A 20,670-nucleotide genomic window follows, 5' to 3' on the forward strand; every position below is an offset into this window, starting at 1 on the left:
TCTATTTTAAGTGAAGCAAAGCATTTTAGTTTATTTTCTGCATCAAAGATTCTTCCTTATTTGGAGCGCCGTTATTCTACTTGCTCACTTTCATTTTTAATCGAGGAGTGCTAGTCATGGGGCGCGAATTGGTTCACGATTTAGCAACTGATACTTACGAATACGTTGAATTTGTTTCTGTTCTGACACGTTCACCACACGTTCGTTCTGTTGCGCTTCCTTTTTCATACGTAGACCATACAGACCAAAGTCGAGCTTTTGGCGGTCAACGTATTTCCCCACGTATGAAAATCAAAACTCGCTCACTCGATAGTGAACCTTTTCGCGCTCGCCCTCTTCCGCTTTGTGCCTCTTTGGTGCGAACTTTTCGTTCACATCATGGCTTTGCGCATCATATGAAACGCGCTTTCACTGACTGCATGAAAGTTAAAAGTGCCACGGTAGCGGCTCAAAAAGTCGAGTCGGCTAGCCAGCGCTTAAAAGAGTACGGTTATTCTTACGCTATGCCAGATGACCAAATCTGTGACTTAGCAAAAAACAAAGCACGTGACCATCTTCTTGCTATCGCTCGTTGCTCTGACGATTCAGAAACCCGCTTTGCAAAAGCTCAAGCGCTTCTATCTAATCTTGGTCTTGGTTTCGCTGATTCATACATTGATGCAAAAAGAAAAGCTAACGAGCTGCACAGCTTAGTAGCTCGTGCTTGTGATGAAATTTGGCTACGTCGCCAGCTTCGTAAAAAGTGCGCTTTTCAGCTTGAGCAAATCGCACGTGATTTAGAACTCGTTCAACGCGCTAAACAGCCTTATTGCTCTGATTACTCAGTTCAGCGCCAACGCGAACAAAAGAAACGCAACCGCGCAATGCTTGAAAATATGGTCGTTTATGACAAGGCAAATCCTGAGCAATTTCATGAACTATCAGACATTCATGACCACTCAATCGCTAACCCTGAAATTAGACGTGGTGAAATGTTCACTCGTTTACGTGGCTTTGAAGAAATCGCTAAGGAGCAAGGCCATGATGCTTTGTTCCTGACTATTACCGCGCCTAGTCGCTTTCACCCTGTTTCCAAGGGCAAGCAAAACAAGAAATGGCTAGACGCTGGCAAACCTTCGGCTCGTGATGCTCACGTTCATCTAATGAGCGTTTGGAAGCAATTTAGAAAAGACATTAACAAAGCAGGTATTAAAGTTTACGGGATGCGCATCGTTGAGCCGCATCAAGACGGAACCCCGCATCATCACTTTCTTTTGTTCTGTCATTCAACAGTATCAAAGCATGTAACTAACTTAATGTGCCACCACGCCATGCGCGACACTCCAAATGAACCTGGTGCGAAGAAACACCGCTTTACTGTTGAAAAGATTGATTTTTCTCGCGGTTCGGCGATTGGTTACATTGCTAAATACATATCTAAATCCATTGACGGTAAACACGTTGATAAGGATTTAAAAACCAATTTAGACGGTATTGAACTCGCTGAACGCATTACATCATTTGCACGTGTGAACGGTATCCGCCAGTTTCAATTTGTCGGCGGTCCCCCTGTATCGGTTTGGCGTAACATGCGCCGCTTACGTAACGAATTTAAAGAAGATGACGCCATGTTTACTGACTTAGATACCACTGAACATTTTCAACTAGAAACCATTCGCAAAGCGGCGGACGCTGGAGACTGGAAAGCCTTTTGCTATGCGATGGGCGGCGTATTTGTTAAGCGTGGTGAGGAAGCGGTCAAAATTGCTTATGACGCTCCAAAGACTATTGAAAAATTACTTATGTCCGGCGAACTGTCTACCACTCGTTACGGCGATATGGCCCACGCGAAAATAATGGGGCTAATGTTTAAAGATGTATTTTTAGCAACTCGCTTTGCTGATTTTGCTATCGAGAATAAAGAGAAATATTTAGCTGCTCAGAAACAAATTATGGATGGTACATCCGATTTCTTTGATGTTTTAGAGCGCGAACAACACTATCAGCGCATGAATGAAATCGCTTATGAAAAACACTTAGCGCATATTGAATTCTGCGAAGAAATAAAAGCCATGGTATTAACGGGTGTTCCTGAGGAAATTATCTCGGCCTATGTTAGCCGCGCAGCGGCTGACATAGGTTGAGATAATTTCCCTTGGACTTGTGTCAATAACTGTCTTTTTTCTTTTAACTAAATAAACAGGTAACTAAATTATGAAAATGGAAGGCTTAATTTTGGATGAGTCGGATATTATCCAAGAAACTAAAACCAAATATGGTACTGGTGAGCAATTTACCATTGGTAAAATTCATCTAATTACTACTTATCCAACGGATAAAATCGAAGTGACCGTACCTACTGAGCTTTGGGAAAACGGCAAGGCTGGCGCTTTGCTTAAACAGCTGGTTGGTAAGCGTACTTCTTTCAATGTTCAGTACAAAGATAATAAATTCGGTAACGATGACGGGAAAATGGTCCAAATTACCGGATTCCACCTATTTAATTTACCTGACGCTAATAACAAGTAAGGTAATTTAAAATGACCGATGCGCAATTTATAGAACTCATGTCAAAACTCGACAGCTTATATCTTATGATATTCGTTGGTTTAATTGCTGTTTTATTTGCGCTCGGTTCGATTTCCGGAGGTCAACGCTAATGGATGAATTAATGTTTTTAGCTGGCTCATTTATTGGCGCTTGGTCTATCGGATGGGTAGCTTTTTATAAGTTACTCGTATTTAAAAAAGCCGTGGAAAGTATTTCCACAACATCATAAATCAATTGGAGAACAACGTTATGTTGGAATCAAAGAAAAAACTGGCTACGGCCGTAATTATTGCAGCCATGGCTGCTACTGCATCAACTGGCGCTTATGCTGAAATTCCACCTGCCGCGCAAGCTGCTTTAGATTCGGTTAAGGACTTTACCGATACTATCATCGGCTGGATGTGGGGCGTCGGTACCACTGTTCTAGTGGCTATGGTCGGTCTCAAGCTAACCAAGAAAGGCGCAAACAAAGCGACTTAATTTACACACTAAGTTGCCCCTTTTTTGGGAATATAAAAAGGGGCTTAGGCCCCTTTTTAATTACTGGTTATTCACATGAAACGTTATTATTTAATTTTTTTATTTTTACTGTTCTACTCATCTATTTCTCACTCTGCCCCACAGCTTTGCCGTGTTAATCAAGACGGATTTGAACGCTATGGAGTTGGCACCCATATTGATTTTAACAGTGTCGAACTACTCAACGGTGAATGGCGTCAAGATGGACACGGTTTTTATGCTCTACGTATGTCATGGGGTGTGACTCTAATTTGTTACCCTGTTTCTTCTTGTCCTTCTGGAACTCAATTAAACCAATCTACAGGCGTTTGTGAACAGCCGGAGGAGGATGTTTGCGAATCATTAAAAGCAAAAGACGCTCCACCGCCTTCTACCCCATTTCCCCCTTCTGACCGACCAATCACCGCGCCTAGGCTTTATTGCAACACATCAAACCATTGCGAGGCGATGCGGAGTTATTCTAATTCCGGCGGTGAACTTGTCCGTTCTTTTTTCTACACTGGTAATAAATGTGTCGGCGAGAAAGGTGATTTTGACGACAACCCGCACTACGGCGAACCTGACGAACCAATCGAGCCAGAGGAACCAACCGAACCGACTGACCCAACGGAGCCAGAGGAACCTACAGACCCAACAGACCCAACGAATCCGATTGACCCTGTAGACCCAACAGACCCGACAAATCCAACGGAACCAACAGACCCAACGAACCCGACTGAGCCAACCGAACCTACTCAGCCGGAACCACTGCCCGACCCGACAAATCCAGTCCCTGAGAATCCACCATTTCAGGGCGGCGCGGGTAGTAATCCAGCTCCACCGATAGACACTGTTGCTCCGCCTTCAATTCCAAGCCCGCCGCCTTATCAAGGCAATGATGAGGGCATTATTCAAGCGGTTCACGCGACTAATCGCAACTTGAGCAACCTAATATCTCAATCAACAAACAAAAATATTGAGGGCTTCAACGCGCTTAATGCTCAGCTTTTTAGCTTACACAAGACCACGGATAACGTAGGTCAAAGCATTGTCGATTTGATGAATCAAGACATAAAAATTGCTGAAAACAACAAACTATTAATGCAGCAACAAACCACTGAAATTACTAAATCTGTCAATTCCTTATCAGAAACGATAACCAACGCTAACGCGCAATCATCTGAGCAAATTGTTTCAGCGATTGGTCAAGCATCGGATAAACAAGCCGATTCACTTAACGAGTTCGGCGACTCTCTCGGAGAAAAACTCGATGGTTTATTTGATGAATCAACGGACGGAATCATTGATGCCATTGGTCAAGCCTCATCTGGTCAAATTGCCGCAACAAATCAAGTCAGTGAATCCATTGCTGGGTTATCCGAATCTATCGCTGGCTTAGAATTCGGTCAGCCCTGCGACCCTAATAAAGACTCTCGTTCGTGCGAGGGTGAACACGGTTTATCCACGGGTTACATAGAACGTATTTACGATGAAACCATTCAATCAGCAATGAACATTGATGACCGTGTTACTGCCGAATATCTTGAAAAAATCGCTCAGGAAGCCAGTTCAGAACGCTTTCAGCCGCTTGAGAAAGAAGGCCGCGCCCTTGTTGGCTTGTTTATTGACTTGCTTCCAGCCTCACAGCCTTGCGACTTCGATACGTTGCAGTTCGGTAAATTCACTTTTCAAATGACGTGTGACTCTGTTCAGTTCTTAAAAGACATACTGAGTTTTGTTTTTTATCTCTACACGGTCTACGCGCTGATGAACATCTTGCTGGACCAAGTAACGCCCCATGGCGTCCCCTATATGAGCCGGAGAATGTAACATGGCAGGATTTTTACTCCCCGTTTTAACGGGTGCAAGCAAAGCACTGAAAGTTCCAGCCCTTGCCGCTTTTATCGGTGGCTTGGCTGCAAACATCATGGGATGGTGGTCGAAGCGTGTAGCTTCTGGCCTTGTTATTAATGCTACGATTTTAACGCTCATCGTCAGCATTACTGTGGCGCTGGCTGTCGCGCTCTATGCAATGCTTGGTACGCTCTCGTATTTTGTTCACCCGTCTATTACACAAGCATGGTCTATGTTCATGCCAACTAATGCCATCCCCTGTCTATCAACCATCTTGAGCGCTAAGGTCGTTCGTTGGGTCTGGTCATGGCAGTACTTCGCCATTATTAAGATGAGTAGTTAGTATGGCATCGGTTTATTTTGTCACTGGCAAGCTTGGCAGTGGTAAAAGTTTGAGTGCGGTTGGTCGCATACGTGAAGCCCTACTACGTGGCGTTCCCGTTGCAACTAACCTCAATATCAATTTAAAGGAAATGATAGGACGCGATAAGAAAAACACCCGTCTCTATCGCCTACCGGACAAGCCCATTGTTCACGATTTAAAAGCGCTCGGCTATGGCAACAAAAGTTATGATGTCACAAAAGACGGGTTAATTGTTCTCGATGAGTGTGGGACGTGGTTCAACTCTCGCACATGGAACGATAAAGGACGCCAAGAATTAATCGACCACCTTTTACACATCCGAAAATACGGATGGGACGTGATTTTCATCGTTCAAGATATATCGATAGTTGATAAACAGGTCAGGCTTGCCTTAGCTGAACATACTGTTTTTTGCAGACGAATGGACCGCCTCCGCATCCCGTTCGTTTCCTCGATAGTCTCTGCGCTTACGCTTGGCCAACTAAAAATCAAGTTCCCCAAGTTGCATGTTGGCATCGTCAAATACGGCGATAACACTAACTCGCTTACCGTGGATAAGTGGCTTGAGTGGGGCGAATCGCTTTACAGTTGTTATGACACCAAACAGATGTTCATGAACAACTATCCGCACGGCTTATACAGCGTTATACCGCCTTATTACACCCATGGGCGCTATACAGTCAAATACACACTGAGAAACATCATGCGTATTACTAAAATCTACCTACGAAAAACCAATCGATTTTTTATGATTGGCATTGGCGGCGTTCTGTCGTACGTCTTCTTTTACTTAAATCAGCCAGAGCCACAACAAACGCAAATTGTTCAGCAAGTAGAGCAAACGCCCCAAGCTGATTTAAAAAAACTGATAAGCGGCTATCGCATTGTTAGCTACAGCGCTCTACCTAACTCGCCCTTGCAATTTGAGCTTGATAAAAACGGCCAACGATTATCATCACATGACCTGAGAGCCGAGGGCTATACATTCACAACAGACGGACGTTGTAGCATCACAATTGAAGCGGGGGCGCAAAGTGAAAAAGTATCTTGCTAATTGCACTAATAAAGTGCAAAAAACTAAAAAAATATCAAAAAACCTAAAAATGTATCTCATCTTTTCGTTGGTGTCTATCATTTTCTTAGTCTCCCCCGCCCGCGCCAACGAACAGCAAGTATTTGAGACAACAAATACCCCTATAGCCGAGTTTGTGAGCTGGTACAGTCGACAAACAGGTTTAAAGATATTGCTCGGTGCTGGCGTCACTGGCTCTGTTAGCTTTACGGCTCCAAACCTAGTGCCAGCGGAGTATCCCGACTTTTTTAACAGCGTTCTCCGCTCCCACGGCTATCAACTGGTTAAAGATGGCAATTCGTACTTAATCACTATCAATGACGAAATACAGCTACCAGTTGAGCCGCTTTATGTTCGGCTGTATCGATTCCAGTTCGTCAGGAACACAAAAGTAGCTCCCTTGGTAACGTCTGTTTTGCGCTCAACAGCACAACAAAAAGAGGGCCAACAGCAACTAAATTCAGTTGAGGTCTTGCCGACTACGAACACGATTATAGTGACAGCAACTTTGCCTCAACTTGAGCAAATCGAGTTGATTTTGCAGGGGATTGATTTACCACAGCGCCAAGTTTTTGTGGAAGCAGTCATTACTGAAACTGAAATCGGGAATAAATCGGAATTGGGCGTTAATCTCACTGCCGCTTTTAAAGATGCTGGATTCAGCATTAACACGATTGCAGCTAACAGACTGAAAGATAACCTTTTCATCTTTGAGGGTGGCGACTTTAACGCTCTGGTAAAAGCGGTTGCCAGTGAAAACAATACCGCCCTTTTGAGTCGCCCTAACATGCTTGTCATGGACAGGGAGCGCGGTTACTTTTCTGTGGGTCAAAACGTGCCGTTTCTCGTGGCCTCCGAAGTGACCAGCGGCGGAAACTCAGTACAACGCATCGAGCGCCGTGATGTCGGTGTCACTCTGGAGATAATACCGCATGTTCTCGGCGAACAAGTTGTACTTCAAATCAACCAAGAAAGCAGCGCTGTTACTAACTCAACCGTTGCCTCTGACATCATCACAAACAAGCGCACCCTAAACACCACAGTCATATTGCAAAACGGCGATACAATCGTGCTCGGTGGCCTTATTTCGACAGAAAAGAGAGACGTTGAAACAGGTGTTCCGGTCCTCAAGGATATTCCATTGCTTGGCCCTCTTTTCCGTTCAACCTCGACATCTGACGTGAACAAAGAGCTAAGAATGATAATAAAAACAACGGTGTTATAGATATTTCAATACTGGCCGGAAAACCGCTGATAAACAGCTTTATCGTTTATTAGTGGTTTTCGGTCTAGCAAGCGGAAAGAAAGTATTTGTGATCATCTATGTCAAATCCGCGCGCTAGTTACTCATGACTGGACTGAATGCTGCTAACAAACAGTTTTATCGTTTGTTAGTAGTTTTCAGTCCTTTGGTTTTGGTTTGAGCAAGCGGAAAGAAACTATTTATGATCATTTATGTCAAATCCGCGCGCTAGTTACTCATGACTGGACTGAATGCTGCTAACAAACAGTTTTATCGTTTGTTAGTAGTTTTCAGTCCTTTGGTTTTGGTTTGAGCAAGCGGAAAGAAACAACTTGTTATCTCCTATGTCAAATCCGCGCGCTAGTTACTCATAACTGGACTGAATGCTGCTAACAAACAGTTTTATCGTTTGTTAGTAGTTTTCAGTCCTTTGGTTTTGGTTTGAGCAAGCGGAAAGAAACTATTTGTGATCATCTATGTCAAATCTGCGCGCTAGTTACTCATGACTGGACTGAATGCTGCTAACAAACAGTTTTATCGTTTGTTAGTAGTTTTCAGTCCTTTGGTTTTGGTTTGAGCAAGCGGAAAGAAACAACTTGTTATCTCCTATGTCAAATCCGCGCGCTAGTTACCCATCAATCGATATGTCACAGATATTATCGGTCGACAAGTCACGAAGCTGTGTTTAAAATGTGACTAACCGGTATTCGATTTTCGTGACTTATTTGGGGCTAAAGCAGTGAAAAAAAATAGATTGATTCTTTCTTTATTCCCCGGCATTGACCTTTTTTCTAAGCCTTTTGAGCGTCGCGGCTTTTGTGTTGTACGTGGCCCTGATATTTTACTTGGTCAAGATATCAGGGATTTTCACGTTCCTAAGGGCGTTTTTTCAGGTGTTATTGGTGGTTCACCTTGTCAGGAGTTTTCTTCGCTTAACAGAAATGAGCCAACGGGTTACGGGCTAGAAATGCTCAATGAATATAAACGTATAGTGTTAGAGTCAAGCCCTGATTGGTTTCTTTTAGAGAATGTGGCTCGTGTTCCTAACTTGAAAATTGAGGGTTATTCGTGGCAAAGATTCCCTTTAAATCTAGCTTGGTATACTGACTGTAGCAGATTGCGCCATTTTCAATTTGGCTCTAAAAATGGAGTAAAGCTCAACCCTCCCATTCATGTCACAAAAGATACGACTTATTCCGCCGTAACTGCTTCGGATTGTCGCTCTTTTTCTCAGTTAAAAAAGCTGCAAGGTCTGCCTGATTCTTTTGATTTACCATCATTTACTGTTGAGGGTAAAAAGCGTGCCGTTGGTAATGGCGTTCCTCTCCCTCTTGGTAACGTTTTGGCGTCTTTAATTGATAGAGATTATTATAATGTGACTGACCAGGATGATAAAAGTGTGACTCAACCGGTTCATAAAAGCGTGTCTTGTAATTGTGGCTGTGGTGTCTCACTTGTCGGACGCCAGCTTTATGCCTCCTCAGCATGTAGAAAACGAGCTGAAAGGGCAAGAAGTAATAAATAAAGGGGCCTAAGCCCCTTTTTTACTTCATCAGTTTTGAAATTGCTCTGGCATACTTCAGTAGTCTTGACCTTGTTCTAATGTCGTCACTCGCTGAAATTTCGACAAGTGCAGCGCCCATTAATATTTGTTGAGGTGATAGTGCTTGTCCCGTTGGTAAAATTAGTTGCTCATTAACTATTTTGAACCCTTGCCATTGTTCCGATTTATTCAACTCATATCCCGCATGCATTCTCATAAGCCGTTTGCATTCTGGCGGTATCATTTTTCCGCTGTCCCATTGTTTGACTGTTCTCACACTTTTAAAACAAAGTTCGGCGGTTTGTTTGATTGTTAATTGGCATTGCAATTCACGAAAAATATAGTTTTTGCTCATTTCGTGATACTTCATATGTTAATCTCTCAAAAGTGAGAGATTCTATATTTTTAACATATGCAATAGTTTTAAACATAACGCGACATAATGTGCACTTAAGGATGAGTGTTAAAAGGGAACATTCAATCGTGGATTGCCCCTGAACACCCAATTTTCGACTCAGCTTTTTCTCCATTAGCTACTCCTCTGTATTAGCCCCGTATTTCGTGCGTAAAAAGCTATCGACCTTTTTTGGCTTTTGGTCCTGAGATCTTAAAGCCTTGATGAGGAAATACATTGCGAATCCGTTGTTGAACTTTTTTAGGTACTTGTTTGGAGAAGATAAGTTTCATGCCGGTTCTTTGATGGTAAACCTTCATCTGACCATCAAATGGCGTTGTCTCTGCTATCTCACAGACATTATGTTTGAAAGTAGCGGGAAAATGCCCCTTGCTTGCTACTATGTGCCCTGATTTGAAGGTAACTTTTAAAATTGGTCTATCGACCGCGACTAACCAAAAAATGACGATTGCCGCAATAACAATAACATACAGCATTTCATTTACTCCTCATTGGACAACAACTTATTAAGATCTTCTTTTAAACTGCTCACCGCGCGGCTTGCTTTTTCACTACGTGATGCTTCACTGAGTAGATACTCAATCGCATCTGATAAAGTGCAACCGAGTTCGTTAGCTCTTGAGGATAATTTTTCCCATACGCGATAATCGAGATCAATCGACTTTTTACGAGTGTGCAACTGTTCAGCATTAAAATGCCTTTTGCGCTTAGCACGAATGGCTTGTTTTAACTTGTTTTCTAGCTCGGGAGCCATATGTTGTGCGATCCAATCGAGTACTAAGGTGGGTTCATACTCAATAGATTTGAGCTTTACTATCGCGTTTTCCACTTCACTACGATCAATATGGCAAGTAATTTGCTCACCATCTTTCCATTTTTTTATTAAATACTGCCATTTCCAACCACATTCCAGATTTTCGAGTTGTTGATATTTCATAGTCGGCAAAGTCCATATAAAAGCATAGTGACAGGGTAACCCAACCTTTGCTGAGTTTCAATCATAGCAATAAAAATGCTCTAATGAGTATTCCTGATAACAAAGCTATTCGTAGTCAGGGTTTTTCTATATAATTTCAATCCTTTTAATCACTTCGATGACTCAATGACACAAGATATCTGGCGTTTAGTAACGCCCCAGTATGACGATTTTAATGAACCGCTGGCTCAGTTTGCGCAATTAACGGCGGTGCCGTTTTTCGACACTCAACCAAGACTGTTACAAGCGATTGAACGTTTCATACATATACAGGGTTTTAGCCGAGTTCTGCTGTTCAATGCGCCAGATAACTCCATTTATCGTTGTTTGATTCAAGAGCATCTTGAAAATACTCATCGTGTACCAGTAGTCAGAACTGAAACGCTCGACATGACCATGTTATTTGGGCAAGTCACCGCTAAAAATGGTCAAGTTATTGATCAAACTCATGGCTTATTAGCACAAGCGGATAATGGTTATTTGATCATTTCAGCGAATCTATTGCTTGCTAACCCACTCTGCTGGCCAATGTTAAAAGCGGCGGTACTCGGTGAACCCGTATCCCCTATTAACGTGAGCAAAAAATCGCTGCTGCAGACCCCTATCAATCAATCTTATAACATTAAATTGATTGTTGTCGGTGATCGTCATCAACTCGGTGATATCGATTTTCTCGATTCAGACATTCATGCTGGATTATGTCTGTTTAGTGAAATGGAACTCGACATTAAAATTGAAAATGATCGCATGCTGACCTATTTAGGATATCTACGTTGGTTAATTCAACGCTATGATTTACCTTTACTTACCGCAGAGGCGATTAAAACTGTGATGACTGCGGGCGCCCGTTATACAGAGGATCAGCATTATGCGCCACTCTGTGTCATGTGGCATCGCTCACTACTCGAAGAGTCTGCTATTGAGTCTCAAGGGCAAACGATTGAACAGCAGCACGTGGAACAGGCTATCCATCAACGTTACTATCGTGCCTCTTATCTTCCAGAACGAGCATTAGATGACATTCTTGATGGGCAAGTGATTATTGAAACACAAGGTGAACATGTTGGACAAGTCAACGGACTTACGGTTATTGATGTTGCTGGCCATCCGACATCTTACGGCGAGCCAGCGCGAATTTCTTGTGTGATTCATTTTGGCGATGGTGATATTGCTGATGTTGAACGTAAAGTTGAACTGGGCGGTAATTTACACGCTAAAGGAATGATGATTATGCAAGCCTTTGTCAGCAGTGCTCTTCATCTTGATGTGCCATTACCCTTCTCTGCTTCCGTGGTCTTTGAGCAATCATACAGTGAGGTGGATGGCGATAGTGCTTCGCTGGCCGAATTGTGTTCTTTAGTCAGTGCGTTATCAGAATATCCGATTGATCAACAAATTGCTGTCACTGGCGCGGTTGACCAATTTGGCCGAGTTCAAGCCGTGGGCGGTTTGAATGAAAAAATTGAAGGCTTTTACCGAGTTTGTCAGCATCATGGTTTTACGGGGCAGCAAGGGGTTATCCTTCCTAAAAGTAACTTAAAACATCTCGCCCTGCACTCTCAAGTCGTAGAAAGTATTAAGAACGGTGAGTTTAATATCTGGCCTGTCTCTACGGTGGATGAAGCTATCCCTATTTTGATGAACAAGCCATTTAGAGGCGATGATCAAGAAAGCGTGATCAGCAAAATTGCCGAACGTATTGAATTTTTTGAAAAACATATTCAAACACCCGGAATAGTCGAAAGAATAAAAAATTGGTTTATCTAACACTGATCGGAGTTGTTTAGCGTACATGCGTTCACTAACATGCTTCCTATCTGAAATTGGAGTAGTACTATGCACAATAAACGTGACTCATATAATCGTGAAGATCTTCTAGCCTCAAGCCGTGGTGAACTATTTGGTGAAGGTTATCCTCAACTGCCCGCCCCTAATATGTTGATGATGGATCGTGTGAGTAAAATGTCAGAAACAGAAGGCGATTTTGGAAAAGGACTCATTCTCGCTGAATTGGATATCTCTCCTGATCTTTGGTTTTTTGATTGTCATTTCCCTGGTGACCCGGTTATGCCCGGCTGTTTAGGTCTAGATGCTATGTGGCAATTGGTTGGTTTCTTTCTCGGCTGGGTTGGCGGAAAAGGCAGAGGAAGAGCATTGGGCGTTGGTGAAGTCAAATTTACCGGACAAATCTTACCAACGGCAAAGAAAGTGACTTATGAGATCCACATGAAGCGCGTGGTTAACCGTAAGTTAGTCATGGGCCTCGCTGATGGTAAAGTCTTGGTTGATGGCAAAGAAATTTACGTTGCCAAAGACTTAAAAGTTGGTCTTTTCCAAGATACATCAGCTTTTTAAAGCCACTTTTATCTAGGTAGTTTAAGAATGAAGCAGCCCTTATGGCTGTTTTATTCTTAACAAATATCTTAAGTTATAGTGCATTAGATGGATGGTTTAAAATGATGTTCTATTGTATAGCGTAATAAAAAGCCCCTTTCGGGGCTTAGAACCATGTTGTATGTGGCAAATTATTTGTAGAGACCTGAGTGTTTATCATCTCTGGCGTCACGCCAACCACCTAGCCAATATGAGCGAGCATCTGTTTGTTGATAAGGGCACTCCTCAGGAGAACGTCCGTTCAATCCTGCTTTGTATCCTTGAGATTGCGCTCTTTCCAGGCGATCACGCTTTTGTCTCTTCATAGTGCAGTCCTCATACAGTAACTTGTTTCTAACGTACAACTATTAAAATGATGTGGTGTTTTTATGACCACATCATTAAGAATCGACCAAAAGCGTCCCTTTCTCAAGCAATAAAAAAGGCATAAGTCCAAAATTGTGAACCTATGCCTCGTTTGACAAATTTTAACTATTTTCTACGGAACCAAAGTAAGCCGCCAAGAATCAAAGACCACAATCCCAGTCCAGCGCCATTACGCTCTACCACTAGATCATCCATACCTCGAGGAGAGATGTCCTCATGGGTCTTGCCTGCAATTGGCACCAATTTAACCGCGACCGTTTTCTCTTGTCCTTTCCCTGCGCCACATTGGGCATTATGCGCAGTCGAGTCATAACCACCAGTACATTTTAGTGCAGTGGCCGCGATTACACCGGCATCATTAATATCGTTAGCCGCAATAATTCGATATTGGTTATTATCAGAAAACTCACTACCATTGGTTAAATCATCCAATAACCACGCCCGATTGTTGAAAATGGCTTGACGCTCAGGAACACTACCTTGAAGCTCAGTGCCATAAGGATAGATAAACCCTCGCTTACGACGCGGTTTTCCGCCCACTTCACGGGTTTCTTCGGTATCAATCTGACCGACGATTTCATTAAAGTTATTAATGGCCCCCGCTTTGCCTCCTGCTCCAGCAAAAAAGAGACTGCCATTTAAGAAATTGGCTTTAGGATCGTTAATCTCTGGAACAACAAATAAGCGATTTGCGTAAGCTCCACTTTCAGCGCGAGATAATTTAGCCTCACCAATCGCAATACCATGCTCATTGACTGCCGTTAACAGCGAATGAGAGTGAATAAAATCACCGCCAGTACCGTTTTCTCGTACGGTTGCTCCAGTAACCGGCTTAGTAATCCAATTGCTTTCTCCCACTTTTACCGAAGAAACGCTGGCTTGCATAAAATTACGGTCATCATAGAAGGTGTTATAACCTACCGCGTAAATATTACCGTCTTTGACCGTAACATCTCGCAGACTACCTTGAGCTAAACGATTATCTCGTTCTGGATTTGTCGTTTGCCAAGGGATTTCCGTCATTGTACCTAAGCTGTCCCAAATCGCGCCTTTGGAGGTATAAAAGTTACCTTGGTTATTTGTTTTTTCGTGAGCGACACTTCCGACCGTATAAGTTCCATCGGTTTTCCAAGCGCGAGTTTGCAAGCCAGCATCGATATTGATACGAGTATTGGCAACTAAGGCTTTCACTGAATTACGTCGTGAACCAGTAACATCACCGGCAGCAATTTTAATTCCGATAGGCTTTTCATCTGAAGTTAAACTATTGACGGCGACATTCTTAGTTTCATCAATGGGGGTCGCTTGACCTTCAACAAAAGCGATAGCGTTTGGCGTTTGATCGCCATTAATTTCTTTCTTCCAAATATTCCAACGAATGTCTGCCCAAGTTTCGCAAATCGCATAGCGTAGTTCCGAACGGCAATAACGCTCAAAATCTCTTTCGTCATCTTGTACATAGATAAATCCGTTATCTATCCCAAATGGTGCTTCTTCACGGTAACTGAGACCGTCGATAGCTTGTCCAGCATGGGTGGCGACAAGGCGAGTTTCACCGGCAAGTTTAAACGACGATTCACAATCTGTTGTCCCATCGGCAAAGCAACCTAATGAATTATCACCGACAACATTACCCGGTTGAATCGCGACTCCATAAACACTTTCAAAAGCAAAAGTAGTTTGAGGTTTAACCTCAATCACTTGATACAGTGCCGCTGAGGCTGATGTGGTTGACAGAATCATCGCGCTGATCGCAGTCAGCTTAAACATGTTACTACTTATTGGTTTCATTAACTTTCCTGTTGCATCGCTTCAAGCTCTTCCCAACGCTCAAAAGCTACTTCGAGCGCCTGCTCAGTGGCCGCTAGCTTATCTAATATCGGTTGTGTGTGCTCTACAGGCTGGCTGAAAAAGTCAGCGTCATTGATTTGCAGCTGTAGCGTCTCAATTTCAGTTTCAAACTGTTCAAGTTTGGCAGGCAGTTCTTCTAACTCACGCTGCAACTTATAAGATAACTTTTTAAGTTTCGGTTTTACTTCGCTGGCTTTAGCTGGTTTATCAACAGCTTTGACTGATTTTACCGGCTCAACATCCGCAAGGCGAGCCTGTAAGACCTGCTGTCGCTGCTGCTGCGCATCATGATATCCGCCAACGAACTCTTCAATAACGCCATTACCCTCAAAAATCCAACTGGTGGTCACGGTATTGTCGACAAACTCACGATCGTGGCTCACCAATAATAATGTACCCTGGTAATTGGCAAGCAAATCTTCTAAAAGTTCCAATGTTTCGATATCTAAATCGTTGGTTGGTTCATCGAGCACCAATAAGTTATTGGGTTTTAGGAAAATCCGCGCCAGTAGTAAGCGGTTTTTCTCACCACCAGATAAGGCTTTCACCGGCGTTCGAGCCCGTTTAGGCGCGAAGAGAAAATCTTGCAGGTAACTTAACGCATGACGAGGTCGCCCTGCAACCATCACCTCTTGTTTACCATCAGCAAGGTTATCAATCACCGATTTCTCAGGATCGAGCAGCTCTCGATATTGATCAAAGTAAGCGACTTCAAGTTTGGTACCACAATGCAAACGGCCACTGTCAGCGGTCAATTCACCGAGTAGCAGCTTTAATAAAGTACTCTTACCACAGCCATTTGGGCCAATGAGGGCGATTCTATCGCCACGCATGATATTAAAGCTGAAATCGTTAACAATCGATTTTCCATCAATCGAATAACACAGATTTTCCGCTTCGAAGACAATTTTGCCTGAGCGAGAACCATCATCAATCTTAAGGTTAACCTTGCCCTGCACTTCACGTCGCTGACTACGTTCTTCACGAAGTTTTTTCAAGGCTCGCACTCGTCCTTCATTACGAGTACGACGTGCTTTAATACCCTGGCGGATCCATACTTCTTCTTGAGCCAATTTTTTATCAAATTCAGCATTTTGCATTTCTTCAACGCGTAATTGATCTTCTTTTTCAACTAAATATTGATCATAGTTACCGGGGAAAGAATTCAACTTGCCGCGATCTAAATCGACAATGCGCGTTGCCATCGATTTGATAAAGGTTCGGTCATGAGAAATAAAAATAATCGAACCACGAAAATCTTTCAAAAAGCCTTCTAACCATTCGATGGTCGTCACATCCAAATGGTTAGTGGGTTCATCAAGCAATAACACATCCGGCTCGCACACTAAGGCGCGAGCTAAAGCGGCTTTACGCTGCCATCCACCGGATAAATCGGTAAGCTTAGTTTGCCCATCCAATTTCAGAGCGGTCAGCACATTATTGATTCTATCTTCAAAGCGCCACGCACCGGTGTGATCCAACTGCTCTTGAACCGCCGATAATTTTTTAATATTGGCGTCGGTGGGTGAATGCGTGACAAGATCCAAAAGATCTTGGTAGATCCTAAGCTGTTCTCCTGCTTCAGCTAAACCACCGGCAACATAATCATACACTGTGCCTTGTTGATCACGAGGAGGATCTTGCTCTAAACGTGAGACTACCACATCTTGCATGATCTGCATCTTACCGTCATCGAGTAAGATTTCTTTTGCCAACACTTTCATTAATGTTGATTTACCCGCCCCATTACGCCCTACAAGACACACACGTTCGTTTTCCTGCAGTGCAAAATCAGCCTGATCAAGTAAAGGATGATCACCGAACGCCAGCAACCCATTATGAATGGTAATTAATGCCATGTTTTTTCAAACCATTGAGTTAATTGATTAAAACAACAAGGTGAAGTGATGTCTCCACCTTGGTAAGTAAGCTGAACTTTAGTTACATTGTCACTTAAAGTCACACTAAACCTGGTTGTTGCGGTTGATGAGTGATTAACCAACAGTTATGGATTTGCTTATTACGCTCAAAATCCATTGGCAGTGTTTGAGCCGAAATATTTTGCGCCAATAGGCCAAGTTCTTGCAGCGAGTCCATGTCCATTTTGAAATGACGCTTATTATTTGAGAAAACCACCGTGCCACCTGGGCGCAAAATACGCTTAAGATTCTTCATCAACAAGATGTGGTCTCTTTGTACATCAAACGACTGCTCCATTCGTTTCGAATTAGAAAAAGTCGGCGGATCAATAAAGATAAGATCATACTGGCCGTTGGCATTATCTAGCCACTTCAGACAGTCGGCTTGTTCAAATTGGTGCTGTCTTCCCACTTGACCGTTGAGTTTCATGTTCTCTTTTGCCCATTCTAGGTAGGTATTGGACATATCAACGGTGGTTGTCGACTTCGCCCCACCACACGCAGCGTGCACGGTTGCCGAGCCGGTATAAGCAAAGAGATTTAAGAAATCACATCCTTTCGCCATTTGACCTAAACGACGGCGCGTCAGTTTATGATCGAGGAATAAGCCAGTATCGAGGTAATCATGCAGATTGACCAACAATTTGACACCATACTCGTTAACCGCACAGGTTTGAGATTGTTGAGCCATCTTTTGATATTGAGCACTGCCTTTTTGACGTTCACGGACTTTTAATACGACCTTATTGGCATCAACGCCCGTTACCTGAATCGCAGCTCGAATAATATCCGTCAGACGACGTTTAGCCGTTTCTTCAGGGATGGTTTTCGGTGGCGCGTACTCTTGGATGACCAATTGATCAACATAAACGTCAATCGCAACGTTATATTCAGGTAGATCGGCATCGTAAATACGATAACAATCTAAGCCTTCACGCTTCGCCCATTTAGCAATTTTCGCGAGATTTTTTTTCAAACGATTGGAAAAATCAGGGGCAATCTGCTGCGTCGGAGCTTGCTGCATCCCCTCTAATTGAGCCTGTTCGCGCTCCGCAATCAGATAATTCTTTTGGTGACACGGTAACGCACCGTTATTTAATTTGAACTGTTTTTCTGCTCGCATGCGTAAACAGCTTAATAGCTCATCCGATCCAGAGAAAATGGACGCTTGGCAGCCGCCAAACTCGGTTTTTAATTGAGCGCCGAAAGCGGTATATAAAGCAATAAGACCGGGATGAGTACCTAAACGTTCGCCGTAAGGTGGATTACAAATAATCACCCCCTGAGTAAACTCTGCAGGACGAGTCAACTTCGCAGCATCACCAACGTCAAATTGAATTAAGCTCTCTACACCGGCTCGACGTGCGTTGTCTTTAGCCATTTGTAAAACACGGCTGTCATTATCAAAGCCAAAAAACCTTGCGTCAGTTTTCTTGACGCCCTTTCTCGCTTGCACTGTTGCTTCAGCTTTCACTTCTGCCCACAGCTCTGGTTGAAAATCTTCTAATGCTTCAAAACACCATTTGGCTCTTTTTAAACCTGGGGCAATATTCGCCGCCATCATCGCAGCTTCAATCAATAAGGTACCAGAACCGCACATTGGATCGAGTAAAGGCTTGGTACTTTCCCAGCCACTACGTAATACAATCGCTGCAGCCAATGTTTCTCGCAATGGAGCTCGGCCCGATTCCGGGCGATAACCACGAATATGTAAACCCGCTCCGACCATATCAATACCAAGCAGCGCTTTATCTTTATGTAAACGAACGTGAATTCTTACATCCGGTTGCTCTTTATTGATCGAAGGGCGTGGTAAGTTTTTCTTAGTAAAGCAATCAACAACGGCATCTTTAACCTTCATCGCACCATATTGGCTATTACGAATTTCGCGGTTAGTACCATTAAAATCGACCACAAATTGCTTCGAACTATGGAAATGATTGACCCAGTTAATTGCGCTAGCCGAAAGATATAAGTCCATATCATTTTGGCAAGCAAACTCAGCAACAACACGAACAAATCGAGAAGCTAATCGACTCCATAAACAGCAACGGTAAATCTGTTCATTGGAAGCGGTAAATTTCACCCCGGCCTGAACGGGTTTTACATTGGTGATGCCTAATTGTGTGAGTTCTTCGGCTAATAGATTTTCAAGGCCATTTGAGGTTACTGCTAGATATTGATTCATAGGGTTCTTTAACTGGTAAAAATGGCCTCAGATTATAACTGACATTAAAGGCCATTCCTAAAGTTAAACCGACCATTTTTACAAAAAATCATCGTTATAACTCCCCTAGCACTTTATCTGTACCCAAACAACGTGGCGCTGCAGCTCGGCGACAAGCCTGTCATCCAATGAGCATCGTTAAACAATGAGATACGAACACAGCCAACACGATTGCAGCTTAGAAGCCTAAATCGAATAGCTAATTAACCCTTTGGATAGGACGATTGATTGGCTCCAAAGCCGTTATAAACTTACTACAAAACTATTGCCGCTGTCTGTTAACACTTCTTATTAGCCTCCTTACCCACCTTAATCAAGGTTCAATTCCCTGCGCCAACAAAGAAGTGAGTATTTATTCACAGTAAAACTGGACTATACCAAATACAAATAACAGTTGTAATAAAACACCATTTAACGGTAAAACGGGAACTTTTGACACTCCTAACCTCCGTTTTCAAGGCTTTGCTGTGTCACGTTTCTGGAAATTAATCTCTAAATTTTGCGCAGAATATCGCGCTCTTTCCGTTGATTAACAATGTTCGCTGGGAGTTTTGGCAACATAGAGACAAAAAAAATCGGCAGAACGCCGATAGGAAATAAAACAAAGGAACGAAATGATGAGGGAAACTAACTAACCAAAGCAACTCGCTCTGGCTGAAGGATGTGGTTGGCTATGGACATTCGGTCATGCATCACTTTAATCACTTGACCGAACTCTAACTGTTTCGTCGTGCTTAATATAAACGGTTCTAGCTCGATTAATGCACACAAACTCGCACTCTCTCCGACCTCAAGTGCGATAAAAAAACCTTGATTAAATCCATTTACTAAACCCACAATATCACCCTCTTCAGGTTTAGTATCCGTGACTGATTGATAATCAAAAAACCAGCTCTTTGGCTGCACAGGCTTATGGAAACGCTTCGCAGCAACGCAATACAGTGCCAATTCAACCTGACGTGGCTCGGTGAGTTGAAGGCCGCTGATCCGTTCTTTGTACGTTTGGTAATCGGAAGCATCATCGACCGTAAATGAAGGATTCGAGAAAGCGGAATCAACCAATAGATTGCGACTCAGATTAGTGCGAAAGACCATCTCTTGTCCAAGGTCCAGCATCAAATAGCCTTCACTATCTGAATAGTACCAACTCCATTTATCACTGGGCTTTAGCATTATTCCGGCTCTCTATTTGCTGATGATCAAACCAATCAGATAAAAATTTCTTACCTATTAGTGCCATTCTAGGAAGCATGGAATAAAAAAAAAGAGGAAATGAGTTACTCACTTCCTCTTCATGTCACCTTGTCACTTTTTAAAAATCAGAATTTAATTCAATACGTTATAAATTCTTCACAATATCGCTGACCAATTTAGGGCCATGATAAATAAAGCCACTGTACACTTGGACTAACTTAGCAC

At 43.0% G+C, this 20,670-nt stretch carries 18 protein-coding genes and 1 pseudogene; 10 read left to right on the forward strand and 9 right to left on the reverse strand.

Translation table 11 applies throughout. The features are described from left to right. Positions 1 to 116: 116 nt before the first annotated feature. From CAG60_RS07295 to CAG60_RS07330, 8 genes are all read left to right on the forward strand, one after another. Positions 117 to 2,123, forward strand: a complete 2,007-nt coding sequence (locus CAG60_RS07295) for a replication endonuclease (RefSeq protein ID WP_237667758.1) — start codon at positions 117 to 119, stop codon at positions 2,121 to 2,123. A gap of 70 nt (positions 2,124 to 2,193) precedes the next feature. Continuing rightward, complete coding sequence (locus CAG60_RS07300; RefSeq protein ID WP_161438623.1) at positions 2,194 to 2,508, forward strand: chemotaxis protein; 315 nt, start codon at positions 2,194 to 2,196, stop codon at positions 2,506 to 2,508. 270 nt (positions 2,509 to 2,778) lie between these two features. Further along, complete coding sequence (locus CAG60_RS07305; RefSeq protein WP_161438624.1) at positions 2,779 to 3,009, forward strand: major coat protein; 231 nt, start codon at positions 2,779 to 2,781, stop codon at positions 3,007 to 3,009. Positions 3,010 to 3,084: 75 nt separating this feature from the next. Next, positions 3,085 to 4,857 carry a hypothetical protein gene (locus tag CAG60_RS16605; protein ID WP_237667759.1) on the forward strand — a complete coding sequence of 591 codons (1,773 nt, stop codon included), beginning with the start codon at positions 3,085 to 3,087 and terminating at the stop codon, positions 4,855 to 4,857. A 1-nt stretch (position 4,858) separates the two neighbouring features. After that, a complete protein-coding gene (locus CAG60_RS07315; protein ID WP_161438625.1) occupies positions 4,859 to 5,224 on the forward strand; it encodes a DUF5455 family protein in 366 nt (121 codons plus the stop codon). Position 5,225: 1 nt separating this feature from the next. Next, positions 5,226 to 6,299 carry a zonular occludens toxin domain-containing protein gene (locus tag CAG60_RS07320; RefSeq protein WP_161438626.1) on the forward strand — a complete coding sequence of 358 codons (1,074 nt, stop codon included), beginning with the start codon at positions 5,226 to 5,228 and terminating at the stop codon, positions 6,297 to 6,299. After that, positions 6,280 to 7,542: a secretin N-terminal domain-containing protein gene (locus tag CAG60_RS07325; protein ID WP_337247097.1), complete on the forward strand. Its 1,263-nt coding sequence runs from the start codon at positions 6,280 to 6,282 to the stop codon at positions 7,540 to 7,542. Before CAG60_RS07320 ends, CAG60_RS07325 begins: the two co-directional genes overlap by 20 nt. Positions 7,543 to 8,299: 757 nt before the next feature. Continuing rightward, positions 8,300 to 9,085, forward strand: coding sequence for a DNA cytosine methyltransferase (locus tag CAG60_RS07330; RefSeq protein WP_161438627.1), 786 nt, complete (start codon positions 8,300 to 8,302; stop codon positions 9,083 to 9,085). A 19-nt stretch (positions 9,086 to 9,104) separates the two neighbouring features. Here the strand turns inward: CAG60_RS07330 and CAG60_RS07335 are convergent, their stop codons facing one another. From CAG60_RS07335 to matP, 3 genes are all read right to left on the reverse strand, one after another. Continuing rightward, on the reverse strand, positions 9,105 to 9,473 hold the full coding sequence (locus CAG60_RS07335) for a DUF3653 domain-containing protein (protein ID WP_161438628.1): 369 nt from the start codon (positions 9,471 to 9,473) through the stop codon (positions 9,105 to 9,107). A gap of 203 nt (positions 9,474 to 9,676) precedes the next feature. Next, positions 9,677 to 9,994, reverse strand: coding sequence for a DUF3634 family protein (locus tag CAG60_RS07340; RefSeq protein WP_158138443.1), 318 nt, complete (start codon positions 9,992 to 9,994; stop codon positions 9,677 to 9,679). Between the two features lie 5 nt (positions 9,995 to 9,999). Continuing rightward, positions 10,000 to 10,455 (reverse strand): macrodomain Ter protein MatP, encoded by a 456-nt coding sequence (gene matP / locus CAG60_RS07345; RefSeq protein WP_154168209.1) that lies wholly within the window; start codon positions 10,453 to 10,455, stop codon positions 10,000 to 10,002. 165 nt (positions 10,456 to 10,620) lie between these two features. Here matP and CAG60_RS07350 point away from each other — a divergent pair, with 165 nt between their 5' ends. Beyond that, positions 10,621 to 12,261: a S16 family serine protease gene (locus CAG60_RS07350; protein ID WP_161438629.1), complete on the forward strand. Its 1,641-nt coding sequence runs from the start codon at positions 10,621 to 10,623 to the stop codon at positions 12,259 to 12,261. Positions 12,262 to 12,330: 69 nt separating this feature from the next. Beyond that, entirely contained in the window at positions 12,331 to 12,849 is a 519-nt protein-coding gene (gene fabA, locus CAG60_RS07355; RefSeq protein ID WP_004395285.1) for a bifunctional 3-hydroxydecanoyl-ACP dehydratase/trans-2-decenoyl-ACP isomerase, read from the forward strand. Between the two features lie 170 nt (positions 12,850 to 13,019). Here the strand turns inward: fabA and rmf are convergent, their stop codons facing one another. The 6 genes and pseudogenes from rmf to CAG60_RS07385 form a co-directional block, all read right to left on the reverse strand. Next, a complete protein-coding gene (gene rmf, locus CAG60_RS07360; RefSeq protein ID WP_040904313.1) occupies positions 13,020 to 13,193 on the reverse strand; it encodes a ribosome modulation factor in 174 nt (57 codons plus the stop codon). A 166-nt stretch (positions 13,194 to 13,359) separates the two neighbouring features. Further along, entirely contained in the window at positions 13,360 to 15,045 is a 1,686-nt protein-coding gene (locus CAG60_RS07365) for a DUF3466 family protein (protein ID WP_161438630.1), read from the reverse strand. After that, on the reverse strand, positions 15,045 to 16,964 hold the full coding sequence (locus CAG60_RS07370) for an ABC transporter ATP-binding protein (RefSeq protein ID WP_158138440.1): 1,920 nt from the start codon (positions 16,962 to 16,964) through the stop codon (positions 15,045 to 15,047). Before CAG60_RS07370 ends, CAG60_RS07365 begins: the two co-directional genes overlap by 1 nt. Positions 16,965 to 17,064: 100 nt before the next feature. Then, complete coding sequence (gene rlmKL / locus CAG60_RS07375) at positions 17,065 to 19,212, reverse strand: bifunctional 23S rRNA (guanine(2069)-N(7))-methyltransferase RlmK/23S rRNA (guanine(2445)-N(2))-methyltransferase RlmL (protein WP_161438631.1); 2,148 nt, start codon at positions 19,210 to 19,212, stop codon at positions 17,065 to 17,067. 666 nt (positions 19,213 to 19,878) lie between these two features. Continuing rightward, positions 19,879 to 20,424 (reverse strand): cell division protein ZapC, encoded by a 546-nt coding sequence (locus tag CAG60_RS07380; protein ID WP_161438632.1) that lies wholly within the window; start codon positions 20,422 to 20,424, stop codon positions 19,879 to 19,881. A 166-nt stretch (positions 20,425 to 20,590) separates the two neighbouring features. Further along, positions 20,591 to 20,670 (reverse strand): annotated as a pseudogene (locus CAG60_RS07385) (dihydroorotate dehydrogenase (quinone)); the annotation flags it as partial.

This window comes from Vibrio sp. V33_P6A3T137, from assembly GCF_009904835.1.
GTDB lineage: Bacteria > Pseudomonadota > Gammaproteobacteria > Enterobacterales > Vibrionaceae > Vibrio > Vibrio metschnikovii.